This window comes from Enterococcus sp. 5H (genome assembly GCF_028128615.1).
Lineage (GTDB): Bacteria > Bacillota > Bacilli > Lactobacillales > Enterococcaceae > Enterococcus_L.
This window is the reverse complement of record NZ_AMDP01000018.1, coordinates 265,431-290,000: the sequence shown is the minus strand read 5'-3', so window position 1 is coordinate 290,000 and position 24,570 is coordinate 265,431. Positions and strand designations below refer to the sequence as shown.

The 24,570-nt window shown below is 35.6% G+C and carries 19 protein-coding genes; 5 read left to right on the top strand and 14 right to left on the bottom strand.

Annotation, left to right across the window (positions count from 1 at the left end; translation table 11 throughout):
- Positions 1-300 precede the first annotated feature (300 nt).
- The 5 genes from C240_RS06120 to C240_RS06100 form a co-directional block, all read right to left on the bottom strand.
- Complete coding sequence (locus tag C240_RS06120; protein ID WP_271492317.1) at positions 301-1,818, bottom strand: sensor histidine kinase; 1,518 nt, start codon at positions 1,816-1,818, stop codon at positions 301-303.
- On the bottom strand, positions 1,815-2,501 hold the full coding sequence (locus C240_RS06115) for a response regulator transcription factor (protein ID WP_010765234.1): 687 nt from the start codon (positions 2,499-2,501) through the stop codon (positions 1,815-1,817). Before C240_RS06115 ends, C240_RS06120 begins: the two co-directional genes overlap by 4 nt.
- A gap of 169 nt (positions 2,502-2,670) precedes the next feature.
- Complete coding sequence (gene gndA, locus C240_RS06110; protein ID WP_271492303.1) at positions 2,671-4,092, bottom strand: NADP-dependent phosphogluconate dehydrogenase; 1,422 nt, start codon at positions 4,090-4,092, stop codon at positions 2,671-2,673.
- A gap of 223 nt (positions 4,093-4,315) precedes the next feature.
- Positions 4,316-4,495: a 50S ribosomal protein L32 gene (gene rpmF / locus C240_RS06105; protein WP_271492300.1), complete on the bottom strand. Its 180-nt coding sequence runs from the start codon at positions 4,493-4,495 to the stop codon at positions 4,316-4,318.
- A 57-nt stretch (positions 4,496-4,552) separates the two neighbouring features.
- The gene (locus tag C240_RS06100; RefSeq protein WP_271492297.1) at positions 4,553-5,122 is read right to left on the bottom strand and encodes a YceD family protein; all 570 of its coding nucleotides are present in this window, start codon (positions 5,120-5,122) and stop codon (positions 4,553-4,555) included.
- A 155-nt stretch (positions 5,123-5,277) separates the two neighbouring features.
- On the opposite strand from C240_RS06100, the gene C240_RS06095 reads away from it, so the two are divergent.
- Positions 5,278-6,057, top strand: a complete 780-nt coding sequence (locus C240_RS06095; protein WP_271492294.1) for an ABC transporter ATP-binding protein — start codon at positions 5,278-5,280, stop codon at positions 6,055-6,057.
- Positions 6,058-6,105: 48 nt separating this feature from the next.
- On the opposite strand, the gene adhP is transcribed toward C240_RS06095, so the two are convergent.
- The 4 genes from adhP to dnaE form a co-directional block, all read right to left on the bottom strand.
- On the bottom strand, positions 6,106-7,128 hold the full coding sequence (adhP, locus tag C240_RS06090) for an alcohol dehydrogenase AdhP (RefSeq protein ID WP_271492291.1): 1,023 nt from the start codon (positions 7,126-7,128) through the stop codon (positions 6,106-6,108).
- A gap of 184 nt (positions 7,129-7,312) precedes the next feature.
- Positions 7,313-9,070: a pyruvate kinase gene (gene pyk / locus C240_RS06085; protein WP_271492288.1), complete on the bottom strand. Its 1,758-nt coding sequence runs from the start codon at positions 9,068-9,070 to the stop codon at positions 7,313-7,315.
- A gap of 79 nt (positions 9,071-9,149) precedes the next feature.
- The gene (gene pfkA, locus C240_RS06080) at positions 9,150-10,112 is read right to left on the bottom strand and encodes a 6-phosphofructokinase (protein ID WP_271492285.1); all 963 of its coding nucleotides are present in this window, start codon (positions 10,110-10,112) and stop codon (positions 9,150-9,152) included.
- Positions 10,113-10,282: 170 nt separating this feature from the next.
- Entirely contained in the window at positions 10,283-13,618 is a 3,336-nt protein-coding gene (dnaE, locus tag C240_RS06075) for a DNA polymerase III subunit alpha (protein ID WP_271492282.1), read from the bottom strand.
- 109 nt (positions 13,619-13,727) lie between these two features.
- On the opposite strand from dnaE, the gene C240_RS06070 reads away from it, so the two are divergent.
- Positions 13,728-13,919 (top strand): YjzD family protein, encoded by a 192-nt coding sequence (locus C240_RS06070; RefSeq protein ID WP_271492279.1) that lies wholly within the window; start codon positions 13,728-13,730, stop codon positions 13,917-13,919.
- Positions 13,920-14,075: 156 nt separating this feature from the next.
- On the opposite strand, the gene C240_RS06065 is transcribed toward C240_RS06070, so the two are convergent.
- The 5 genes from C240_RS06065 to C240_RS06045 all read right to left on the bottom strand — a co-directional run bounded on the left by C240_RS06065 (position 14,076) and on the right by C240_RS06045 (position 21,381).
- Positions 14,076-15,272: a multidrug efflux MFS transporter gene (locus tag C240_RS06065; RefSeq protein WP_271492277.1), complete on the bottom strand. Its 1,197-nt coding sequence runs from the start codon at positions 15,270-15,272 to the stop codon at positions 14,076-14,078.
- A gap of 159 nt (positions 15,273-15,431) precedes the next feature.
- Complete coding sequence (locus C240_RS06060; RefSeq protein ID WP_271492274.1) at positions 15,432-16,838, bottom strand: NCS2 family permease; 1,407 nt, start codon at positions 16,836-16,838, stop codon at positions 15,432-15,434.
- 261 nt (positions 16,839-17,099) lie between these two features.
- Positions 17,100-17,912, bottom strand: coding sequence for a hypothetical protein (locus C240_RS06055; RefSeq protein WP_271492271.1), 813 nt, complete (start codon positions 17,910-17,912; stop codon positions 17,100-17,102).
- Between the two features lie 484 nt (positions 17,913-18,396).
- Positions 18,397-20,667, bottom strand: coding sequence for a bifunctional metallophosphatase/5'-nucleotidase (locus tag C240_RS06050; RefSeq protein ID WP_271492268.1), 2,271 nt, complete (start codon positions 20,665-20,667; stop codon positions 18,397-18,399).
- Positions 20,668-20,742: 75 nt separating this feature from the next.
- Positions 20,743-21,381: a DUF1361 domain-containing protein gene (locus C240_RS06045; protein WP_271492337.1), complete on the bottom strand. Its 639-nt coding sequence runs from the start codon at positions 21,379-21,381 to the stop codon at positions 20,743-20,745.
- Positions 21,382-21,507: 126 nt separating this feature from the next.
- Here C240_RS06045 and C240_RS06040 point away from each other — a divergent pair, with 126 nt between their 5' ends.
- The 3 genes from C240_RS06040 (at position 21,508) to C240_RS06030 (ending at position 24,518) form a co-directional block, all read left to right on the top strand.
- Complete coding sequence (locus C240_RS06040; protein WP_271492265.1) at positions 21,508-22,323, top strand: Cof-type HAD-IIB family hydrolase; 816 nt, start codon at positions 21,508-21,510, stop codon at positions 22,321-22,323.
- A 139-nt stretch (positions 22,324-22,462) separates the two neighbouring features.
- Positions 22,463-23,776, top strand: a complete 1,314-nt coding sequence (locus C240_RS06035) for a putative DNA modification/repair radical SAM protein (protein ID WP_271492262.1) — start codon at positions 22,463-22,465, stop codon at positions 23,774-23,776.
- Positions 23,766-24,518, top strand: a complete 753-nt coding sequence (locus C240_RS06030; protein ID WP_271492259.1) for a TIGR03915 family putative DNA repair protein — start codon at positions 23,766-23,768, stop codon at positions 24,516-24,518. The genes C240_RS06035 and C240_RS06030 overlap by 11 nt, the downstream gene beginning before the upstream one ends.
- Positions 24,519-24,570: the final 52 nt, after the last annotated feature.

Here is a 24,570-nt window from a genome sequence, read left to right as displayed (position 1 = left end):
AGTTCTTTTTGCTCTTCAAGCTTAACAGCTTTGTTATTCTATCATGTCTGTATTACATCCGTCAAGAGAAAAAAACATTTTTTGTTTTTTTATTTTTGATTGATTTACATTCGTCTAGAACATTTATAAATATAACAAGACTTATCATAAAAAGCAACTAGAAAATGGCTAATTACCTCCCTTTTTTTTCTTGACGAACGAATTGATAAAACTCTATGTTAGCATTCGCTTTTTATTGATCATTTAAAAGATTTTCTGTAAGAATATTCGCTAAATAAAAAAGAACAAGGAGACCCTTCCCTATTCTTTCATAATATCTTTTTCTACTATTGGAAGATAAATTCTAAATATCGTCCCTTGATGAACGACACTTTCAGCATCAATTCTGCCCTTGTAGTTTTCTACTAGCTGTTTTGCAATCGATAAACCTAATCCATTTCCGCCTTTATTACGTGCTCTTGCCTTATCAACACGATAAAAACGGTTAAAAATCTTATCTAAATCTTCCTTTGGAATACCTTCTCCAAAATCTTGAATAGCAATTTCAAATTCATTTAGTGTTTTAGATATTGAAATGTGAACTTCTTTGCGCGTTGTAGAATATTTTACTGCGTTATCTAATATGATAATCAACAATTGTTCAAAATGATTACGATAAATCCCAAGAGTTACTTCATGGAGTAAATCATCATCCAGCGTGATGACGAAATCTGGATACAGAATCTTAAAATTATTAAAGACTTGATAAACTACTTGTTTTGCATTTGTTGTATGATTTGAATATTGAACATCTACTTGTTCTGCTCTTGATAAATCGAGCATTTCTTGCACAAGACTCTTCATGCGGACAATTTCTTGCAAACTAGCTTCAAGCGATTCATCCAAAATTTCAGGGTCTTCTTTGCCCCAGCGATTCAATAGATTTAAATGACCTTCAATAATCGCAACAGGTGTTCTCAATTCGTGGGAAACATCTTCTACAAATTGTTCTTGTTGTTCAATATAACGTCGCATCCGGTCTAACATTTCATTAAATATCTCAGCAAGATCAGCTAACTCATCATTAGAATGAATATCTGGCATATGAATATCCGATTGCGGATCTTTTCGGATTGTATCCATCGTATCTCTTAGAACTTTTAATGGTTTTAAGAAATAAGAGGATAAAATAAAGCCAAGAATGCTACTTAAAATAAATGAGATAATTTCTAAGATAATCAGCGTTAATAACAAACGGTTTCTTATATCATAAAATGAAGATAATTCAAAAAAAGCTTGAATGAAACCTATTTGTTCCCTTGTTTCTTTAGAATAGACTGGTTGGATCATTAAAAAACCAGTCTTATCGTTCAGAGTTCGAATTTCAGCTGCTTGTTTTTCTTTACCAATTAATTCGCTTTGTCCTTTTTGTGTTTCGAAAATAAGAGTACCACTTGTATTATAGACGGTTAGAAAAAGTGCAGGTTCTCCTAATTCTGACAACATGCTGTCCATCTCCAATAATGAACCTTCAACGGAAACTTTTTTACTATCTAAATCATTAATATCAATGGTGGGAGTCTTTAATTTATCGTAGACTTCAGATACGGTTAAATCTTCTCCTGCATTTGCCAAACGATTGCCAACTTCAGCAACTGTTCTTTCTAAACTTTCCCGTTCTTCTTCTACTATAAGATTAACCGACGATTTATAAGTGATAACAGCAAATATTGTAAATACAGCAAATATGAAGAAAGAACTTGCGGAAGCCCACTTGATAGTCAAGGAAGGCCCCTTCAGTTCTTTGTTTTCATTTCTTTTCTTTTTTATCGTTTTCACGAGCGCATCACATAACCTGTCCCACGAACAGTTTGAATGTAGCTTTCTTCCCCTGGAACATCAATTTTATTACGTAAATAGCGAATATAAACATCTACTACATTTGTTTCAACTTCTGTCTCATAGCCCCATACTTTGTTTAAAAGTACGTCTCTGGCTAATACAACATTTACATTTTCCATTAAAGTTAATAATAGTTCATATTCACGTTTTGTTAATTCGATCATTTCGGAGTTACGGCGAACTACACGATTTTCTTTTTCAATCGTTAAGTCACGGTAAGTAATTGTTGTTTGTTTTGCAACGTTTTTATCACCTTCAATATCGATTCGGCGAAGTAATGCGCGTAAACGTGCTAATAATTCTTCTATTGCAAATGGTTTAACAATGTAATCATCTGCTCCATGATCTAATCCAGATACTCGATCAATTACTGAATCACGAGCTGTCATCATGATGATTGGTGTATTTTTCACCTGACGCACACGTCGACAAACTTCAAGTCCATTTAATTCAGGTAACATCAAATCTAAAAGGATAGCATCCCAATCATTATTTAAAGCCGCTTCTAAACCAGTACGTCCATTGTAGTGAACTTCTGTAGTATAGCCCTCATGCTTCAACTCTAGTTCAACAAAACGTGCTAAGTTCTTCTCATCTTCAATAATTAGAATATTACTCATTGGTTATTTGTCCTTTCTCTTTAAAAGCTATCTTAAAGCCTACCCATTATACCCATTTTTCTTTTAAAAAGCTAGCAGCAACTTAATTATTCCTTACAAATCTACATATTTGTATATAAAAAGAAAGAAAACCATGAGAATCTTTAAAATCCCATGGTCTTCAAACATATTATTCTTCGTTATACCAACTGTAATGATAGGTTCCTTCTTTATCTGTACGTTGATATGTGTGTGCGCCAAAATAATCCCTTTGTGCTTGAATAATATTTGCAGGCAAGCGCTCTGAACGATAAGAATCATAGTAGGCAATTGCTGAAGCAAATGTTGGTACTGGGACACCCGCTTGTACAGCAATTGAGACCACATCACGAACAGCTTGTTGGTATCTTTTTGTGATGTCGGTAAAGTATTCATCTAATAACAAGTTTTCAATTTTAGGATTTTTTTCATAGGCATCAGTGATTTTTTGTAAAAACTGAGCGCGGATGATACAGCCAGCACGCCAGATTTTAGCAATTTCGCCAAATGGTAAATCCCAATCATATTCTTCAGAAGCCACACGCAATTGTGCGAATCCTTGCGCATAACTCATGATTTTACTGAAATAGAGAGCTTCACGGATTTTTTCAACTAGTTCTTCTTTATCACCTTGATAAGAAACATTCTCCGGTTTAGCTAAAACTTTACTTGCTTTTACACGTTCATCTTTATATGCAGAAATAAAACGAGCAAATACAGATTCTGTAATTAATGGTAACGGCACACCTAAATCTAAAGCACTTTGGCTCGTCCATTTACCTGTTCCTTTATTACCGGCAGCATCCATAATAACATCAACAATCGGTTTGCCTGTTCCTTCATCGTCTTTACGTGTTAGAATATCTGCTGTAATCTCAACCAAGTAACTGTCTAACTCACCTTGATTCCATTCTTTAAAAATCTCAGCCATTTCATCAACTGATAAACCAAGAATATTTTTCATTAAATCATATGACTCTGCAATTAATTGCATATCACCATATTCGATCCCATTATGGACCATTTTTACATAGTGACCAGCACCATTAGGACCAATGTAAGTCACACATGCTTCACCATCTTCTGCTTTGGCAGAAATCTTTTCTAAAATTGGAGCAACTAATTCATACGCTTCTTTTTGTCCACCTGGCATAATTGAAGGTCCTTTCAGCGCACCTTCTTCTCCGCCAGAAACTCCAGTTCCGATAAAGTTGATGCCTGAATTAGCTAATTCTTCATTTCTACGAATAGTATCTTTAAAGAAAGTGTTCCCTCCGTCAATCAAGATATCACCTTTATCTAAATGCGGCAATAATTCTTGAATTGTTGCATCAGTTGCAAAACCAGCTTGAACCATCAACATGATACGACGTGGTTTTTCAATAGAGTCGACAAATTCTTCAATTGTATAAGTCGCTTTAAAGTTTTTATCTGGATGTTCTTCAACAACTGCTGTTGTTTTCGAACCTGTTCGATTAAATAGAGCAACTGTATATCCTCTACTTTCGATATTCAATGCTAAATTTTTCCCCATTACGGCCATTCCGACTACGCCAAATTGTTGTTTTGTCATGTTGTGTCCTCCTACTATCTTTGAAAAGAAATTTCATTAGAATTTTCTTATAATCTACATTATTATAACGTAGAATGCTTGATATGAAAACAAAAATAGTTCGAAAAATCCATTTATCTTTTTCTATTTTCGATGATCTAACTTATTCCCTAATTTTGTATAAAAATAAATACCCTAGGCTCCATGGTTAGCCTAGGGTATTTTAACATTTTCAAAAAATGTTTTATGCTTCTTTAGATATTACGTCTTTTCCATCATAATGACCACATGCTGGACATACGTGGTGGCTTTTTCTCATTTCGCCACAGTTTGAACATGCATTCAAACCTTTGATTGTTAATTTGTAATGAGTACGACGTTTTGCCTTTTTAGCTTTCGAAGTTCTTCTAGCTGGTACTGCCATTGGTGTTCCACCTCCTTGTAAAGATGTGTGCAAATACATGCACAATATATTCCAATCTTACTGCTCATCACTTTCATCAGGTGTTTCACTGAATAATTCGGATAGTTTAGCAAGACGAGGATCCGTAATTTGTTGTGCTTCTTCTTGCCTCTTTTGCAAATATGTTTCTTCAGATAAAACTTCCCAATCATCACCCTTAGGCATATCCTGACTGTCTTGTTCTTCTTCAGATAGTACTTGTAGAGGAATCGACAATAAAATATTGTCTTCGACTGATTCATCTAAATCAATTGTTGGTTTTTCCAACAAAATAATTTCTTCCTCAGGCAAACGTTCATCTTTACGCTGATATTGTTCAGAAGTCATAAATAATTCGTCCACATTAATTGTTAGCGCAAGCGGAACAGGTGTTAAAGAACGTGAAGATGGAACTGTTACAATAACATCAATTTTATAATGAATTAAATACTCGTCCTTTCCTACTGTCAAAATCCCAGTTACTTTAACCGGACTAACATCTAGGATCAGATTATCTCTTTGTATCAGCGACTCTTTTAAATCTAATGTCTCTGAAAATTCACACGGTTTGTCTTTATATTTGTTTAATTCTAGTAAAGACCATTTCATATTCATCACCTCTAAGCAACAAAAGCAATTATACAGGGGTATGAAAGCTTTGTCAATGAAATTTTCTTGACAGTATTTTCTTCTTTCAGATTTTTTCAGGTTATTTTATTTTATAATTTATTTTTAATGGTAGAATAAAGAAAAGGAGGAGTTTTATGAAAGCATTTGAATTTAAAAATGTCTCTTTTATTCGGGATAAGAAAACATTGTTAAATAACGTAAACTGGAAAGTAAATGCATCAGAAAATTGGGCGATTCTCGGCCTAAATGGTGCTGGAAAAACATTGCTTTTGCAATTAATTTGCGGCTATCTTTGGCCTTCTAGCGGTAGATTAGAAGTTTTAGGACAAGTATTTGGACAGGATTCTATTCCAGAATTGCAACGCAGAATCGGCTGGGTTAGCACAGCATTACAATATCGCATGAAGAATTGGGAAACTGCTGAAAAAATTGTTCTTTCAGGTAAATTTGCAAGTATCGGATTATATCAAAGTTATACAGAAGCAGAATTAGCGCACGCAAAACAAATTTTAATAGATGCTGGCGGCGAGTCATTAATCGGAAAAAGATACGATGTATTATCTCAAGGTGAGCGGCAGCTAGTGTTGATTTCTAGAGCATTAATGACTAATCCAGAATTACTCATTTTAGATGAACCTTGTAATGGTTTAGACTTGTTTGCTAGAGAAAAATTGCTGATGCAAATCCAACAGATTGCTAAACAAGATAAACACCCTACGTTGCTTTATGTGACCCACCATACGGAAGAAATTCTGCCTTGTTTTAATCATTTAATGCTTTTAAAAGATGGTGAAATTTTTGCAAAAGGAAAGCAAGGTGAACTATTTGACGAGGCAAAACTAGCTGATTTTTATGCCGAGCCTATTCAGATTATCTCCTTAAAAAATGAACGATTTGCAGTATATCCAAAATAACCCTAAAGTAGCTAGCTCAAAAAAATTGAGCTAGCTACTTATTTTTTACTATTTTTTCTTTAAGTCGACAACCATTCTACCTTTGATTTTTCCTTGTTCCATCTCTTCAAAGATATCATTGACTTCATGCAAACAACGTGTTTCAACAACCGGAACTACTTTGCCTTCTGCACCAAATTGGAATGCTTCTTCTAAGTCTTTGCGAGTACCTACAAGTGATCCGACAATTTGGATACCGTCTAAAACTGTTTTAACAATTTCTAAATCCATTGTTTCTGGCGGTAAACCAACTGCAACAACTTTTGCTGCCGCGCGCACTGAGTTAACGGCTTGATTGAAGGCAACTTTTGAAACAGCTGTTACAACTGCTGCATGAGCTCCGCCAACTTGTTCTTGAATCCATTGACCTGCATCACCAACAGTTAGCGGATTACAAACTAAATCTGCACCTAATTCTTTGGCAAACGCTAATTTATCATCATTAATATCCACAGCAATAACTTTTGCATTAAAGACATTTTTTGCATATTGAATAGCTAGGTTCCCTAACCCTCCAATACCATAAATTGCGATCCATTGTCCTGGTTTTACATCAGATACTTTAATCGCTTTATAACAAGTAACACCTGCACAAGAAATACTACTGGCTTGTGCTGGATCTAATCCTTCTGGAACTTTAACTGCATAGTTCGCTTTAACGATACATTGTTCTGCCATGGCACCATCCACAGAGAAACCAGCATTTTTTACATCGCGGCAGAACGTTTCACGACCAGTTGTACAGTATTCACATGTACCGCATCCTTCAAAGAACCATGCAATACTAACACGATCCCCCACTTTTAAGTTTTTAACATCCGGAGCAACTTCTTTAATATTCCCAATACCTTCATGCCCAATCACGCGGCCCGGCACTTCACCAAAGTCACCATGCGCTACGTGTAAATCAGTATGACAAACGCCACAATACTCTACATCAACCAATGCTTCACCTGCTTCGAGTGGACGTAGATCTAAGTCTTTAATTTCAACTTTCCCATTACTTTCTTTTGTTACAACAGCTGCTTTCATTTTATCACTCCTATTTTTATAGTAAGTCACATTTATAGTTTACCATGTATGAAATCGTTTTAAAAGAATTTTTAAGAAAATGTTCTATGATCTTGAAAATTTGTTCACAAGAGATAAAAAAGAATAGAAATAAATCAATTTGCATGATTTATTTCTACTCTTTTTAATATATAATGTGTCCTATTTAGATTGCTGTTGTTGCGCCACGGTATACAATACCACGACGAGGATCAACAGTGATTAGCTCATCGTTGTTGATTAGGTTTGTTGCATCAGCAGCTCCAACAATAACTGGAATATCTTTAGCAATTGCTACAACAGCCGCATGAGAAGTTAAACCACCTTCTTCAACAACTAATGCAATAGCTTTTTCAATTGCCGGCATATAATCTTTGTCTGTTGTTTTAACAACTAATACAGAACCTTCAGTTGCATTTGCAACTGCTTCTTCAGCTGTTTTAGCAACAACTGCTTTAGCAATAACTGAAGCTTCGCCAATCCCTTGACCTTGAACTAATTTTGAACCGATCATTTGAATCTTCATTAAGTTTGTAGTACCTTTTTCACCAACTGGAACACCAGCAGTAATGATGATTAAATCACCTTCGCTCGCAAAACCTTCTTCTTGAGAAACATGAGTTGCTAAACTGAACATTTCATCAGTGCTTGATGGTTTTTCAGCAACGGTTGCATATACACCCCAAGATAATGATAGGCTACGTGCTTTTTGTTCTGTGAAAGTAATCGCTACAATATGCGCTTTTGGACGATATTTAGAGATCATACGTGCAGTGTGACCAGATTCTGTCGCTGCAACAATTGTTTGAATACCTAAATTACGTGCAGTATGTCCAACTGATTGACCAATTGCTTCTGTCATATCTGTTTTGCTGTATAGTTTCAACGCGAATGAATCTTGGTTGATTAATGCTTCTTCTGTACGAACAGCAATACGAGCCATTGTTTGAACTGCCTCAAGAGGATAATCCCCAGCTGCTGTTTCACCTGAAAGCATTACTGCATCTGTTCCGTCATAAATAGCATTAGCAACGTCATTTGCTTCCGCACGTGTTGGACGAGGATTACGTTGCATAGAATCCAACATTTGTGTAGCAGTAATAACTGGTTTACCTAAAGCGTTACATTTTTTGATTAATTCTTTTTGGACAACAGGAACATCTTCTGTTGGAATTTCAACACCCATGTCACCACGAGCAACCATTAAACCATCAGAAACTTTCAAGATTTCATCGATGTTATCGATACCTTCTTGGTTTTCAATTTTAGGAATGATTTGGATGTGTGTAGCATTTTCTTCTTCAAGAATTTTAGTGATTTCTAGAACGTCTGTTGCACGACGAACGAAACTTGCAGCGATAAAGTCAACGCCTTGTTCAATCCCAAAACGGATATCAGCAGCATCTTTTTCTGTAATACCAGGAAGGTTTACAGAAACGCCAGGAACGTTTACGCCTTTTTTATTTTTTAATACGCCTTCGTTTTTAATTTCAGTAACGATTTCGTTTGCACCACGATCAATATCAGTAACTTCTAAATCAATTAATCCATCATCTAAAAGAATATGAGAACCAACGTTTACGTCGTTAATTAATTCTGGGTAAGTAATTGAGAATTTTTCGTTTGTTCCTAAAACTTCTGTCATAGAAAGTCTAACAGTATCACCAGTTTTTAAAGTGATAGCGCCATTTTCCATTTCGTTTGTACGGATTTCTGGACCTTTAGTATCTAGTAAGATAGCCACACGTTTCCCTGTAATTTTTGCAGCTTCGCGGATATTTTTGATACGATTACCATGCTCTTCAAAATCACCATGTGAGAAGTTCAAACGGCAAACATTCATTCCTTCATTCATTAAGTTTACTAGCATATCAACTGTTTCACTAGCTGGTCCGATCGTACATACGATTTTCGTTTTTTTCATTACCAAACGCTCCTATTCCATTTTTGTTTATACATATGTGAAAATATCTATTTTCCTCAAGGTTACTTTTCAAAAATGCTTAAAAAGAGATCTCTTGATTTAAATCATAAAGTGATAAGTCAGGTTTGTGTTTATGGTTTTCTAATGTATCAACAATATCAGCTGAAACGACTTGATTATCAAGCATACCGATACATAATCCGCCTTTACCTGCTTTTAATAGTTCAACAGCATAAGAACCAAATTTACTTGCCAATACGCGGTCGCGTGCACTTGGTGATCCGCCACGAACAACGTGACCTAAAATAGATACGCGAGTATGGAAATCGCCATGTTCAGATAATTTATCAGCGAATTCATTTCCGCCCATAACACCTTCAGCCAAAATAATTAAGCAATGCTTTTTACCACGATCACGGCCGTCTCTGATGCGTTTTGCAACATTAGCCATGTCAAAATCATGTTCTGGAATGATGATTTCATCTGCACCGCCAGCAACACCAGACCAAAGAGCGATATCGCCTGCTCCGCGTCCCATTACCTCAATCACGAATGTGCGTACGTGTGAAGTCGCTGTATCACGAATACGGTCAATTGATTCTAAAACTGTATTGATCGCTGTATCAAAACCGATTGTAAAGTCAGTTCCAGGAATATCATTGTCAATTGTTCCAGGAATTCCTACAGCAGGAAATCCACGTTTTGTTAAAGCCATCGCTCCATGATAAGATCCATCACCACCGATGACAACTAAACCTTCAATACCGAATTTTTTCAATTGTTCGATACCTTTTAATTGTCCTTCTTCTGTTGCAAATTCTGGATAACGAGCCGAATATAGGAAAGTTCCGCCGCGTTGGATTTTGTCACCAACATCAGCGATATCTAAACGGCGAATGTCACCTGCTACTAAACCAGCAAAACCGTAGTTGATCCCATAAACTTCGATTCCGTCAAAAATACCTTTACGCACCACTGCACGAATTGCAGCGTTCATTCCTGGGGCGTCTCCCCCACTGGTTAAAATACCGATACGTTTCATTCGTTCTTTCACCTCATAATAATATACTTTTAAGCTGTAACAGATTTTGTCACAGTTATTAATACTCAAAAATATTACGTCACTCATTTTACCATTAATAGTGCAAAATGTCTTGATTTAAGAAGAAAAAGTTGAAAAAGATGAAAACAATTAGTATTTTTTACCGTAAATCATTTGAAAACAACATTTTCATCGCCTAAAATTGCTTTTAATTCTACTTTGACTTCTTCCGAATCAAGCACCCAGTTTTCTTCACCTAGGACTAATTTTTTCTGATCTTTTTCAAAGTATAGAATGACAGGAGTCTGTCCCTTGTTAGCTTGAATGACCTCATGGACATGCTGTAATATCTCTTTTTGATCTTTTTCTTCTGAAATTTTCAAATAACAAGTTGTTGCACTAATCATTTTTTCTATATCACTAGCTTTTTCTATTCTATTTACCAAAAGTTGCAGTTCTTGATTATAATTACTTTTTTCAACTTTACCTTCTACGTAGTAAACTTGGTTTTTCTCTACATTCTGGCGGAGCGTTCGATAAACTGTCGGAAATAAGGTTAACGAGAGTGAACCTGTTAGATCATCTCCTTCAACAAAAGCCATTTGTTCGCCTTTTTTCGTTCGAATCACCCGAATATCTTTCACGTAAATTAATAACCGAACACTTTGTTTTTCAACAATATCAGTGATTAAAGTTACTTGTTTGGCAATTTTAGTTTTTTTGAATTCTTCAGTTGGATGTCCCGATAAATAGACCCCAAGGTACTGCTCTTCTTGCTCTAATTTTTCTTCTAGAGAATAATCAGGCACTGTGATTTTTTTTAACTTCAACGTGTCTTCCAGCAGATCCATGCTGCCGCCGCTATAAACAATATTTTGAATTTCGCTATCTAGGCTATCAGCTAATTGTCGACGATTGGGCTGTAGTTCATCAAATGCTCCAATAGCAATTAGCGGTTCGATATTTTCAACTTTTAACCATTTGCGGTCAATTCTTAATAAAAACTGTTCAAACGATTGAAATATGCCGCGTTCTTTCCGCTCATCTAAAATGTTTTGAATAAAATCTCGACGGATGCCTTTCAATGAGCTAAAACCAAACATAATTTGTTTTTCATCTTTTAAGTAGAAGCTATATTGGCTTGCATTAATTGATGGCTGAAGAATGGTCATTTTATTTTTACGAGCTTCTCCGATATATTCTTTGATTTTGTTTGGATTATGTCTGACAGAATGGAGAATCGCTGTATAAAAAGCTCCTGGGTAATGAACCTTAAGATAAGCCATTTGAAAACCGATGAATGAATACGCAAACGCATGTGATCGGTTAAATCCGTAATCAGCAAAACGTTCTATATAATCATAAATAGTTGTCGCTACGGCTTCACTATGTCCTTGTTCCAGTGCACCAGACACGAAATGTTTACGCTCTTCATCTAGAATATCTTTTTTCTTTTTGCTGACAGCTCGTCTTAAAATATCCGCTTGACCTAAACTAAAGCCAGCCATTTGAGAAGCAACTTGTATAATTTGTTCTTGGTAAACAATTACGCCATAAGTATTTTTTAAAATTGGTTCTAGAATCGGATCTGGATAGTCAATAGCTTCCAAGCCTTTTTTTCTTCGAATAAATAAATCGATGTTCTGCATTGGTCCAGGGCGATACAATGCATTCACTGCCGCTATATCTTCAATACTCGTCGGTCCTAATTTTCTTAGCACATTTCGAATACCGGCTGATTCAAACTGAAAAACACCACTTGTTTCACCGCGTCTAAAAAGAGCGAGTGTTGCTTCATCATTCAATGGTATTTGATTTAAAATGATCTCTTCTTGATTAATCCGTTTAACAGACTTGAGTGTATTATCAATAATTGAAAGATTTCTCAATCCCAAAAAGTCCATTTTAAGTAAACCGATTTTTTCAACATCATTCATTGTGAATTGTGTAAGAAAGATGTCGTTAGAGCCTGGTTGCAGAGGAACTAAATCCAATAAGTTTTTGTCACTGATTACTACACCAGCAGCATGGGTAGAAACATGGCGCGGCAAACCTTCCAAACGCAATGCTGTATCAAAAAGCAGCTTGTTACTTTCAGAAGAATTCACCAGCTCAACTAATTTTTTTGATTCAGCAAAAGCTGTTTTAAGAGTCATTTTTAGCGCATTAGGAACAGCAGCTGACCAGCGATTAGATTCACTTTGAGAAAGCCCGAATACACGAGCTACGTCTCTTAAAACCATTTTAGCAGCCATCGTACCAAACGTAGCAATTTGCGCCATATGATTATGTCCGTATTTTTCACGAACATATAATAAGACCTCTTCTCGGCGATTATCAGGAATATCTAAATCAATATCCGGCATGGAATGTCTCTCCGGGTTCAAGAATCGCTCAAAAAGTAAATCATATTTTATCGGGTCAACATCTGTTATCGATAAGACATAAGAAACTAATGATCCAGCAGCAGATCCTCGACCGGCACCAGTCACAATTTTACGCTCATGAGCAAAAGCCATCACATCCCACACAATTAAAAAGTAGTCATCGAACCCCATAGTATGAATGATATCTAATTCTTTAGCTAAACGTGCTTCATATTCAGAGGTTAATTCTGTAACTCTTTCAGGTAACTTCTGATAACATAATTCTTTTAAATAGTCTCCAGCCAGTTTATTTTCCGGAACAGGATAGTGGGGTAATAATCGTTGATGTAATGGAATTTCTACAGAACAATTTTTTGCGATCACATCTGCATTCTCAACTGCCTGTTCACTTGTTAATGCCAGCAGTTGCTCTGCAGCATCCTGTTGGTTTCTAAGATAAAAAGGGCCTTCAATTTGTGTTGGTTCATTGGCGTTAATTGTCATTTGCTGCCCCTCGTCTATATGAGCCAACACTTGTAAGGCGAAACCATCTTCCCGATTTAAATAACGAGTTTCTTGAAACGTAACTGTTGCTTGTTCGTTTTCTAGATAAAATTGGAAGAGTTCAGGATCTGTTTTAGGATTGCTGGTAAAAGAGGCTCCAACAAAAAATGATTCCGGGTCAAATGAATTGCTTAAGTGAGTTAAAGCTTCCGCTGCTTCTATTTTGTTTCTTTTAAATGTATAAGCAATTTCACCAGTATCAGAAGGCATTACTGCGAATAAATGAGGTAAATATTCCTTGATAGTTTCTAAATAAAAAACATTGCTGCTTGTCATTTTTGCACTGGAAATTTTCATTAAGTTTTGGTAGCCGGTTAAATCTTTTGCATATAGAATTATTTTTGCAGACTGCTCCGATTTCACAGGTGTATATTCTAAAGTTAAACCAATAATTGGCTTTATATCAGCTTGTTTACAAGCTTCAAAAAATTCGACAGCTCCATGCAATACGTTAATATCTGCAATTCCTAAAGAGCTATAACCTAATTTTTTTGCTTGTGCAACGAGTTCTTTAATCCGAATCGTACTGGATAATAACGAATAGGCTGTAATTGTATATAATTGTGGAAAAGGCATAGAATATCTCCTTTACAAATTAGTAGTTTTTTAATGAAAAATGTAACGGTCAAATTCTTTACATTTAAGAAAAATGTGCTAAACTAAAGCTTGAAAAGAGGTGCAGTCCATGCGTTACATTCTTGTATTGTTGTGGTCCTTTTTACTAGGACAAGTAGTTGGCTATATCGGTGGTGCTTTAAATAGCGGTTCTTATGATTTCATGTTAACAACTATTTTATCTTTAGCTACTGGTGTGATTATCCTATTGATAGGTCAATTTGCATTACCAAAAAAAGAAACAACTAAAAGTGTTGAGTAACACAAAAGCGATTAGACAGAAGTTTTGGCTTTTTATTAGAGCAGCTTCTGCCTTTTTATTTGTCCAAAATCTAAATCAAACTAATTGTTATTTTACTATTAAAGAAAAACCAGTTACTACAAACATTGTAACTGGTTTTTTTATGTTTTCAACTGTTTAGAGTCTTTTATTTAAAATTTTGCGAAAATTAAACAATGATAGGAAGACATTTCCTAAAACAAAACAAGCAGTAACAAGAAAAACTGCACTATAGCCCATACTATGCGCAACGGTTGAACCTACCATTGGACCTAAAACTTGCCCAAAATTACTGAACATTTGATTATAGCTGTAAACTCGACTGACACCTTCTGTAGGCGTAATTTTACTAATCAACGTATTAATAGAAGGCATTAACGCTCCTGTTGAGAAGCCTAAGAAAAATCTTAGTAAGCCCAGTTGAAAAGGCGTTTGAACAAAGGCCATGGGGATATAACAAATTAAAGATAAGACTAAGCCTGCCAATAAAACTTTATGATTCCCAATTCGATCGCCTAATTTTCCAAGAACTGGTGAAGAAATCACTGCTGAAACGCCGGCAACTGAAACAATCAAACCACTAACAAATAAGATATTTCCTGTATTACTGCTTAATGAGCGAATATACAAGGTTAAAACAGGACTAATACTTGTCACACCTATTTGTAAAATTAATGTGGTAACAAACAATCCAATTAAAATAGAAACATGATCCATTTTCGAGAATATTTCTTTGGTACTTAACAAGTCTTTTTTCTCAACTGGTTGAAAATCTTCTTTTACCATAAAAATTGTCAATAAGGTCGTAATCATCAAAACAACGCCCGTGATAATAAATACATTTTCCATACCAAACCACTGTGCTAAAGCTCCGCCAAATGATGGGCCAATCAAATTACCGGCAATTGCTCCAGTTGAAAGTGTTCCAAGAGCCCAACCGCTTTTTTCTTTTGGCGCTTGTGAAGCGATCATTGCAGTAGCATTCGGAATGTAACCAGAAAGTATGCCATTAAAAAAACGCATAATTAACAGCCAATATACATTAGGCACAAAAGCTAATGAACCCATTGTAATTGTCATTCCCGCAGCAGCCCGAATCATCATCAACTTCCGACCTTTTCTGTCAGCTAGATTCCCCCAAATCGGAGCCACAATAGCCGCAGCAAAAGCAGTGACAGAAATTGCTAATCCAGAAAATAGCTCAACCTGACTTTTAGGTGTTCCCAACTGTTCTACGTAAACAGGAATAAAAGGCATTACTAAACTAATACTCGCACCTGTGAAAAAACAACCTAGCCACGCAACCATCAAGTTCTTTTTCCAATCAATTTTCATTTACATACACACCTCACAAGTTCTTCACTATTAACTATACTCCAAAATTAACAATCTCTCAAAAAAATATTTTTATGATATCGTATTCATATAATAAAAACACAAAAAAACTACCTACTCAGCAGATGTTTTGCGACTAGGCAGTTCTTATTTTTCTATCTATAAAATAGCTAAGATAACAAAGTTTAAAATAAACAATGCGTTAACGATCCAAAGAATTGGTGAAATTTCACTAATTTTACCTTTCGCCACTTTTACAATTGCATAGAATATAAAACCAACAGCGATTCCGTATGAGATGCTATAACATAAACCCATGAAAACTGAAGCAAAGAACGCGGGAACAGCTTCTTCTAAATCAATCCAGTTAATATCTTTAAACGATGCCAACATCATAACCCCGACTAAAATCAAGGCTGGAGCAGTGGCTTGCGCTGGGACAATAGCAATTAGTGGTGATAACAAACTACTTAATGCAAACATCACGGCAACAACCACTGAAGTCAAGCCAGTTCTTCCGCCGGCGCCAATCCCTGCAGCACTTTCGACATATGTTGTCGTATTAGACGTACCAAAAACAGCACCAATGGATGTCGCAACTGCATCTGCAAATAAGGCTTTATCCATTTTTGTTGAAAAACCTTTACTATCTTCAAGTGCAAGTTCATCTTCTTTAGAGAAAATTCCTGTTCTGCGACCAGTACCGATAAATGTCCCGATTGTATCGAATGTATCAGATAAACTAAACGCAATAATAGTCATGATGACTTGAGGAATTTTTGATGCATCACTAAACAATGATTGCATTCCATTGGTTCCAAACGCTGCACCAAAAGTTGTTCCTAATTCGTTAATGGAACTCCCTAAAGAATTTTCTTGCCAATTAATTGACGAGACATTTACTACACCCAGTGGAATACCAATGATTGTAGTTGTCACAATCCCAATTAAAATAGCTCCCCGAACGTTTAATACCACTAATACTGCTGTAATAACTAAACCAATAACTGCAAGTATAATCTCAGGGTTATTGAAATTCCCTAATCCTGGGACAATGCTATCACCATTAACAATACCATTGTTAGGTTCAGCTTGAACAGTAAATTCTAATAGTCTGGCATTCTTAATCCCAACATAGGCTACAAATATTCCAATACCTCCGCCTATAGCATGTTGTAAACTTTCTGGAATTGCTTTAATAATCAACTTTCGAATTTTCGTCACAGTAATCAAAACATTAATTAATCCGCAGATAAAAACCATTGCTAGAGCTTGTTGCCAAGTATATCCTAATCCAAATACCACAGTAAAAGTAAAAAATGCATTTAAACCCATTCCAGGTGCTTGCGCATAAGGAACGTTTGCAAATAGTCCCATAATTAGCGTACCAATAATTGAAGCAATAATTGTCGCTAAAAATACGGCTTGAAATGGCATTCCAGTCTGAGAAAGGATTGATGGGTTTACAAATAAAATATAACTCATCGCAAAAAATGTTGTGATCCCTGCCATCATTTCAGTTGAAACGTTTGTTTTGTTTTCCTTTAACTTGAAAAACTTTTCCATGAATTTGTTACTCTCCTCTTTGCTAAAAATTTCATCAGCAGTTTATACGTGAATAAAAATAAGTGCCCTGTGCTTCGCCGATGAATACTTTTAAAGTATAAAGTAGTAACAATTCCATTTCAACAAAATATTAACTTTGAAACTCAAAAAACTTATTATTGTTCGTGTTTTAACAAAAAAAGGACTTTGCGAAAAATAATTCCATACAATCACGCCGAAATTATTAACAATTCTAAATTAACCCCGATTTAAAATCGAAAATCAGTTTTTGTTTTCAAGTTGTTCAACTTCAGCAAAATAATCATGTGTCATCTGTTCAATCTGTTTTAGATGTTGATGAATAGAGGCAATCAATTGCTGAGAAATTCTTGCTAACTCAGAACAATCATTTGCGTCAAGTGTTTTTTCTTTTTGCTTTTGAATTAATTGCTGCTTTGTTTGAAATACATAGGGATTATCACTAAAAATAATACTCAACTCCAAAGCTTTATAAATTCCGTGAAATTCTTTGAAAATATCTAAGGGGATAAATTTCAGATAAATGGCATAAAATTCAGTAATTTCTCCAGTAATATACTCGCCAACTTCAGTAGATAGTTCCAAAGCTGTTAGATCATTTGACTTTATACGATCTTCGTTAATCATGTATTTGTTGGAAGAAAGCAATAGATGCTCTTTAAGCAGACCTTTATGCCAAAATTCAGGCGTTAAGATTTCAACCCTTTTTTGATACAATTCTTCAAAGGCTTTATCAACATCGTCAACAGAACCTACAAAATTTTCGAGTAATCCGTGTTTAATTGACCAGATTAATTGTTCCTGCGCCTCTTCCCCGATTGAAAAGTAATCTGAATCTTCTCTGATTTCTTCCAGTAATCGATCTCTTCTGTTTAAGAATCGCTCTAATAGAAAAACTGTTGCATAAACTTCGATAGGAACAAAAGCAATACCTGACAATAAATTAATCGCAATATTTCGGGAAGATTCACCCAAGGATAAAAGTAGAATATTTGATACAGCAAATAGGAAAATCAGTGAAACGATTAATATAATATGGTATTTATCTTTTTTCATAACAAGCCCTCCTTAATCTTTCATCTCTTAGTTTAAAGTATAGTACATAGTTGTTAAGAAACAAAAGCAAAAAGAGTGAGTGAAACAAAACTAAAGATCAGTTTTGTTTCACTCACTAGATCCGAATAAACGGCGAGAAAAAAGCAGCTACTGCACTTCGTTCCGATCACAACAATTTCTAAGAGCTAAAGCTCTAAGAATTGAAGGCTTCGGAAATAAGCCGAAGTTGCTATGAAACACAGTGAGGTACGAACTGATGTAGAATAGTACCTACTTGGTTCAAAAATTTGAAGAGCACCGAGTGGGTACCAATCATCATCCATTCGCAAGCTCATGGTGATTCTTGGCAATTTTCGTGAATCCCTTCTTATTACTGTAAAACACAACGAAAACCGAGTTGATGTTGCACAGTACCTACCCGGTTCTCGGAGCTAAACACTTTGGTTTCAGCCTCTCTCTAAAACAAATTAATTAAACAGTTTTTTCAGACTTTTTTCTTGCGTAGCACAACTACCCACAAACCAATAATTGCTGTGCCTGATAGTAACCAAATGACTGATGATTGTTCACCAGTTTTTGGCAATTCTTTCGTTGAATTTGTTTCTGGAAGTTCTTTTGTATTTTGTGTTACCAGATTCAATTCTTTTTTTGGTAGTATTTCGATTGGAAAGACTGCTTGATTTTTTTGTTCATCAACAACAACAGCCGTTAACTTTTTCTTTCCTGCAATAGCTAAAGAAGTAACGTTAATTTTAATTCGTCCTTCTGAGTCAGCCTGTCCGACTAAATCACCTTCCGGAAGTTCAGTCGATCTTGTTGTAGACTGCGGAATATCACCATCGTAAAGAATGATGGTCGCGTTGGGCAACGTAACACCTCTTAATAGTTCGTCATTTTCATATAACGGATCAAAAATCGTTGCTTTTCTAAGTTTCGCTTCACCCTCATTTGCGTCGGGATTTTCTGGTTCTTCTGGTACTAGTGGATCTACTAATTTTTTACGTCCTTCAACGGAAGCTGTGATTAGTTCACCAGCCGCTTCTTTCGACTCTATATAATCAATAAAGGTTTCCGTATCAGGTTTAATCGCATTAACCAACGTAGCTCCAGTGAATCCAGAAAATCCATCACCACCGCCAAACAAGAAATCATTGATAACAACAAGATAAGTCTGTTCCTTTTGAAGCGGTGTTCCATCATTTTTTTCGATTTTTTGAACTTTAAATGGCTGATTTTCATCTTCTGTTTTCTCATAGGTATATTTCAGACCAGAAATTTGTAAAAAGTAACGCTCTTCTTCATCATATTGCTCGTTGAGGACTTGCTCAATTTGAGCCCCTGTCATTTCCACTACTTGCATAATATTACCAAAAGGTTGAACAGCTTGTGCTGAGCCCCAAGTGATTTCTCTATTTGGTCCAACAGCTAAATCTGCACGTATTCCACCATTATTTGTCATTGCAAAATCAGCTTCAATTCCTTGCGCTTTAGCCATCGCTACCTGACCATCAGTAATTAGATTACCCAATGGTGACTCGTTAGCTTCATTTACTTCTCGTGAAATTGGGCCGTTTTCTTTGGCTGTTCCGATTTTTTTATTTGTGACTGTTGCTACACGTTCTTCAGCATCCGACACAGTAGCAGCTACCTGCTCATCAACTTTCGGTACATCTTTGCCCGCTGGATCTACTGGTAAAACTTGAGCTGTAGGTGTTTCAACAAAATCATTTGTCTTAGGATCTAATCTTCCTTGTAAATCGATATAGCCCTTCCCTTGGGCAGTCGATTGTACCACGCGTGTTTGATTCACAACTCCATTGGTATATTGATGATTATGAGCTGCAAAAAAGGCATCTACACTATTATTTGGATCAGTCTCATTTACTTGTTTTAAAATACTTTCAGCATCGCCAAAAACTTGATTTTCCTTACTAGTTGCCGGAATGTGAGCTAAAACAACAATCGCATTAACGCCTTGTTCTCTTAATTCATGTGCATAATATACAATGGTTTGCGCTTCGTCTAAAAAGTCGTAAGCTTCATAGTGCTGTTTTAAAACTAAATTTGGAATCTCTGTCGTAACAACACCGATAAATCCGACTTTTACTTTATTTTCACCAGTGCCAACTTCTTTAATTGTATACGGCTTCCAGTTAAAAGGAATTTCCGGATTATCCGCCGTTCCTTTTTTCACTACATTTCCAATAACGATTTCAGTCTTTGAAGCTTCTCGAGGATACTCTGCTAAAATGCCATAAGGATCAGATATCGGATTCTGGCCCGTCATAATTCGATTGAATTCATCTAATCCTTCATCAAATTCATGATTACCAATTGTTCCTACAGTGAAATTCATTTGGTTTAAGACTTTAATTGTTGGTTCATCTTGCAATAAGCCTGAGCTTGCCGGACTAGCTCCAACCATATCCCCTGCTTGTACGCGAATCGTTTGAGCACCGATATGCTCTTTTGCAAAACGATCTTGCGCTTGATTCAAATAACCTGCAAGTAAAGGGGCTGTTCCAGCATTTGCTGTTTTTGTCCCTAGATCATCATAGAATGAGCCCGTACTATTCAATGCCCCATGAAAATCATTAATCCCCAAAATTTGAAACGGAATTGTATCTTCTTCAGCTAGGCTACTATTACCAGTTACATTTTCTGCAACTACAGTTTTGTTAGCCCCAACTAACGTACCGCCGATACCTCCGATAGTAAATAAAACGGTTACTAAAGAGTATTGCCACTTTTTCATATTTATGTATCTCCTCTTCACTTTTTTCCAAACAAACACTATCCAAAGAGTAACAATTTACACACAGACTGTCAATCAACAGCTGTCTGTTTTTATTCCATTGATTGCCATAAGAAGTACTAATTGAAAGCCTGTTAGTATCAATATAAAGCCAAGTTTTTCTATCGACCAATCGAAGAAGATAATTTTCAAGGTATTGATTGGCTGGGTAAATAAATGTACGCTGTGTAATCGATCAAAACGTCCAACAAAAATGGCTAAACTAGATAACAAATTTACAGCTAAAAATAAAACAGCTTGGTGCCATTTTTTCTTGATTAGCTGCCTTTTACGAAATTCAGAGAAAACCGTAAAGAATGTATTCATTCCAATCAAACCCCACGCACAAATCCCAATTGCTAATAAACTAAAAGAAAGCCATCCTGAAAGAGATAGTCCAAAAATATAATCCATTCCTTGGTAAATCGGCAAAAGTTCTAAATGAAAAAAGTCTGTAAATAAATAGGGCGCATTCGGATAAAATAATAACCAAAGAACACTAAGTATTACAAAAAACTTGGAATTAACTTTTTTTAAATGAAAACTTATTTCTATAGGTATGTAGGCTAAAAAAACATTTAATGCCATAAATTGATAAATTTTGGCAAAAAATATCATGTAGATACAATAGCCTATAGTTAATAACCTTAAACCCCAGCGATATTTTTTCTGCATCACGTCTCTCACCTCACTCTTTATTTTATCATAATGAAATTTTTTTCAAAGATTTTCTTGAAAACTTGTTATTCTCTCATTTTATGCTAGACTAAGTTAAAGAAAAACTTTCCGGGAGGAACGATTTTGAAAAAATTAATTGCAATTGATTTAGATGGTACGACGTTGAACGCACAATCTTTAATTAGTGAAACAACGGAAAAAGCCTTAAAAAAAGCCATGAATCACGGACACTATGTCAGCATTGTCACTGGTCGTCCTTATCGCATGAGTAGTCAGTTTTATCGTCAGCTTGGTTTAGCGACACCAATGGTTAATTTCAACGGCGCACTTGTCCATATGCCGGAAAAACAATGGGCGAATGAAAAAGAAACAGGCATCCAAAGAGATTTGGTTTTTGATATTTTAGCTCAGAAAAAAGCGTTAAATCTTGATTTTGTAGCTGCAGAAAATAAGGAAACATTTTTCATTGATAGTTTAGATTATTTTGACTCAGCCTTTTTTGCTTCTGATGCAACAGCTGATAATCTTTTAACTGCTAAAAATTTAGTTTCCGATCCAACATCCATGATGGTGCGGACATCGCAAGATCAAGCGAAAATGGTGTCGGATTCTCTAATGAAACAATATGGTGATTATGTAGATGTTAGAACTTGGGGTGGACCAACACCTATTTTAGAAATAGTCTCTAAAGGAATTCAAAAAGCCAAAGGTGTTGAACAAGTGGCGAATTATCTAAATATTAAGCGTTCAGATATTCTGGCTTTCGGCGATGAACATAATGATGAAGAAATGCTTGATTATGTTGGCTGGGGTGTCGCAATGAAAAATGCTACCGACCAAATTAAAGCTGTTGCTAACGACGTTACAGAAAAAACAAATGATGAAGATGGTCTAGCAGATTACTTAGAACGTTATTTAGATTTGAAGGACTTCCAGTAAGAATTGAACTACTTATATAAAAAAGACTGAAATCACAGCTTTTGCTTGATTTTGGTCTTTTTTCTTTTTGACAACAAGCTTATCTCTTGTTAAAATAAGAACATATGTTCTTTTCAATAAAAAGAAAGTTGGAGCTATTATGGATTTGTCTAGAAAAATAGAGATTCTTTCTGAATCTGCTAAGTATGATGTTTCTTGTTCCAGTAGCGGTGTCACAAACAATACACGTTCCGGTTCTGTGGGCAGCACTTCAGCTGCTGGTATCTGTCACTCGTTTACTAGTGACGGCCGTTGTGTCTCGCTCTTAAAATTGTTGTTTACTAATGCCTGCATTTTTGATTGTCATTACTGTATTAACAGAAAGTCAAACTCAATTCCCCGTGCAACTTTCACGCCCCAAGAAGTAGCAGATTTAACGATGGAATTTTATATGAGGAATTATATTGAAGGACTTTTTTTAAGTTCAGCAATCATCAAAAATGTCGATTATACCAGCGAACTATTAATCAAAACCTTAAAGATCTTACGGTATGAAAAAGGGTTTAAAGGATATATTCATGTCAAAGCTATTCCTGGCGCTGATGAAAAATTAATCGAAGAGTTAGGATTTTTAGCGGATCGAATGAGTGTTAATGTGGAACTACCTTCCAGAGAAAGCCTTAAGTTATTGGCGCCTGATAAAGATCCCTTCGCTTTATATAAACCGATGAAACAAATTACTCAGACAAAAAATGAACTGGCACAAGTTCCAGCCTTAAGAAAAGGAAAAAGCTTTGTCCCTGCTGGTCAGTCTACTCAAATGATTATCGGAGCTTCTCCCGAAAGTGATCATTCTATTGTTAAAATTGCGGAAAATCTTTATCAAAAATATGAGTTAAAAAGAGTTTATTATTCGGCGTATATCCCTGTTAACCAAGATTCATTATTGCCGGCTGTCACTACTGACCCGCCACTTTTACGTGAGCATCGCTTATACCAAGCCGATTGGCTTTTGCGTTTCTATCGGTTTTCAGCCGATGAGATTCTATCTGTAGAAAAACCAAATTTCAATTTATACTTAGATCCAAAAGCAAATTGGGCTGTACAAAATTATGAACAATTCCCAATAGATGTACAAAGCGCTTCTTATGAACGGCTATTAAGAATACCTGGAATTGGACCAAAAAGCGCTCAAAATATCATAAAAGCCAGGAAATATTATCGCTTACATTTATCTGATTTAAAAAAATTAGGTGTTGTCATTAAACGAGCGCAGTATTTTATTAGTTGTAATGGTGTTACTCAACCAGGATTAATTCATGATCCTGAATGGGTCATTTCTTCCTTAATTTCATCTCGGCAATATGAGACGTTGAAAAAAGTAAACAGTCAGTCAAAGCAAGAACAACTGACATTATTTGATGTCGAACGTTTTGAAGCAGTTAAACGAAAGGAACAGCGCTATGTTTATTGATAAATCAGCTGATGTTTGGGAGTATGATGGCAGTTATTATGGTTTTTTAACAATTGTTTATCAGGCGTTCAAGCAGCAGCGATTTCCGGAAATTATTTTAACACCGGAAACGTCTATAGAAAGTCTGTTTCTCAGCAAATGGATTGAAACAGATGAAATATTAGCAGGTAAAATTGCTGCACGCCTCATTAAACGTTTAAGAACAGAAAATATGCAGTTTATAATTGATGGTTTTTATTGTTCTCTAGAGGAAAAAGAAGCTTGCTTACTAGAGGCGATTGAAATTGGTTTAAAAACAAATGATTTATTAATTAATCACTTAGGCCATCCTGCTATTTTGGCACTACAAAAATCAATTAAAGCTCTATATAGTGAAGTTCACCTATTTACTGGATTTGTACGATTTGAATATGTCGGAAATTTTCTCTACAGTACTATTGCACCGAAACATTTTTCCTTACCCTACTTATGTCCGCACTTTGCACAAAGATACTCTGGAGAAACAATAGTGATTTATGATGAAACTCATCGATTATTAGCATTAATCGAAAAAGGAAAGATTTCTTTTATTGAAGATGCTGATCCACCAGCAATAGATCCTCAAGAGACCGAAAAGAACATTCAGGAAAATTGGCGTGTTTTTCTTCAGGCTGTTACAATATCTGAACGTAAAAATGAACGAGTTCAATTATCTCATCTACCGAAGCGATTCCGCAGTAATATGGTTGATTTTGACGAATAAAAAAGTCTATGCCAGTCATGGCATAGACTTTATATCTGAATCATTAGTACGA

Bases quoted from the DNA above. Each gene is read 5' to 3' on its own strand.
- C240_RS06035 (WP_271492262.1), top strand. From the start codon at position 22,463: ATGGATTTGTCTAGAAAAATAGAGATTCTTTCTGAATCTGCTAAGTAT.
- C240_RS06065 (WP_271492277.1), bottom strand. From the start codon at position 15,272: ATGAAAATTGATTGGAAAAAGAACTTGATGGTTGCGTGGCTAGGTTGT.
- pyk (WP_271492288.1), bottom strand. From the start codon at position 9,070: ATGAAAAAAACGAAAATCGTATGTACGATCGGACCAGCTAGTGAAACA.
- pfkA (WP_271492285.1), bottom strand. From the start codon at position 10,112: ATGAAACGTATCGGTATTTTAACCAGTGGGGGAGACGCCCCAGGAATG.
- rpmF (WP_271492300.1), bottom strand. From the start codon at position 4,495: ATGGCAGTACCAGCTAGAAGAACTTCGAAAGCTAAAAAGGCAAAACGT.
- C240_RS06100 (WP_271492297.1), bottom strand. From the start codon at position 5,122: ATGAAATGGTCTTTACTAGAATTAAACAAATATAAAGACAAACCGTGT.
- gndA (WP_271492303.1), bottom strand. From the start codon at position 4,092: ATGACAAAACAACAATTTGGCGTAGTCGGAATGGCCGTAATGGGGAAA.
- C240_RS06115 (WP_010765234.1), bottom strand. From the start codon at position 2,501: ATGAGTAATATTCTAATTATTGAAGATGAGAAGAACTTAGCACGTTTT.
- dnaE (WP_271492282.1), bottom strand. From the start codon at position 13,618: ATGCCTTTTCCACAATTATATACAATTACAGCCTATTCGTTATTATCC.
- C240_RS06070 (WP_271492279.1), top strand. From the start codon at position 13,728: ATGCGTTACATTCTTGTATTGTTGTGGTCCTTTTTACTAGGACAAGTA.
- C240_RS06050 (WP_271492268.1), bottom strand. From the start codon at position 20,667: ATGAAAAAGTGGCAATACTCTTTAGTAACCGTTTTATTTACTATCGGA.
- C240_RS06030 (WP_271492259.1), top strand. From the start codon at position 23,766: ATGTTTATTGATAAATCAGCTGATGTTTGGGAGTATGATGGCAGTTAT.
- C240_RS06055 (WP_271492271.1), bottom strand. From the start codon at position 17,912: ATGAAAAAAGATAAATACCATATTATATTAATCGTTTCACTGATTTTC.
- C240_RS06045 (WP_271492337.1), bottom strand. From the start codon at position 21,381: ATGCAGAAAAAATATCGCTGGGGTTTAAGGTTATTAACTATAGGCTAT.
- adhP (WP_271492291.1), bottom strand. From the start codon at position 7,128: ATGAAAGCAGCTGTTGTAACAAAAGAAAGTAATGGGAAAGTTGAAATT.
- C240_RS06095 (WP_271492294.1), top strand. From the start codon at position 5,278: ATGAAAGCATTTGAATTTAAAAATGTCTCTTTTATTCGGGATAAGAAA.
- C240_RS06060 (WP_271492274.1), bottom strand. From the start codon at position 16,838: ATGGAAAAGTTTTTCAAGTTAAAGGAAAACAAAACAAACGTTTCAACT.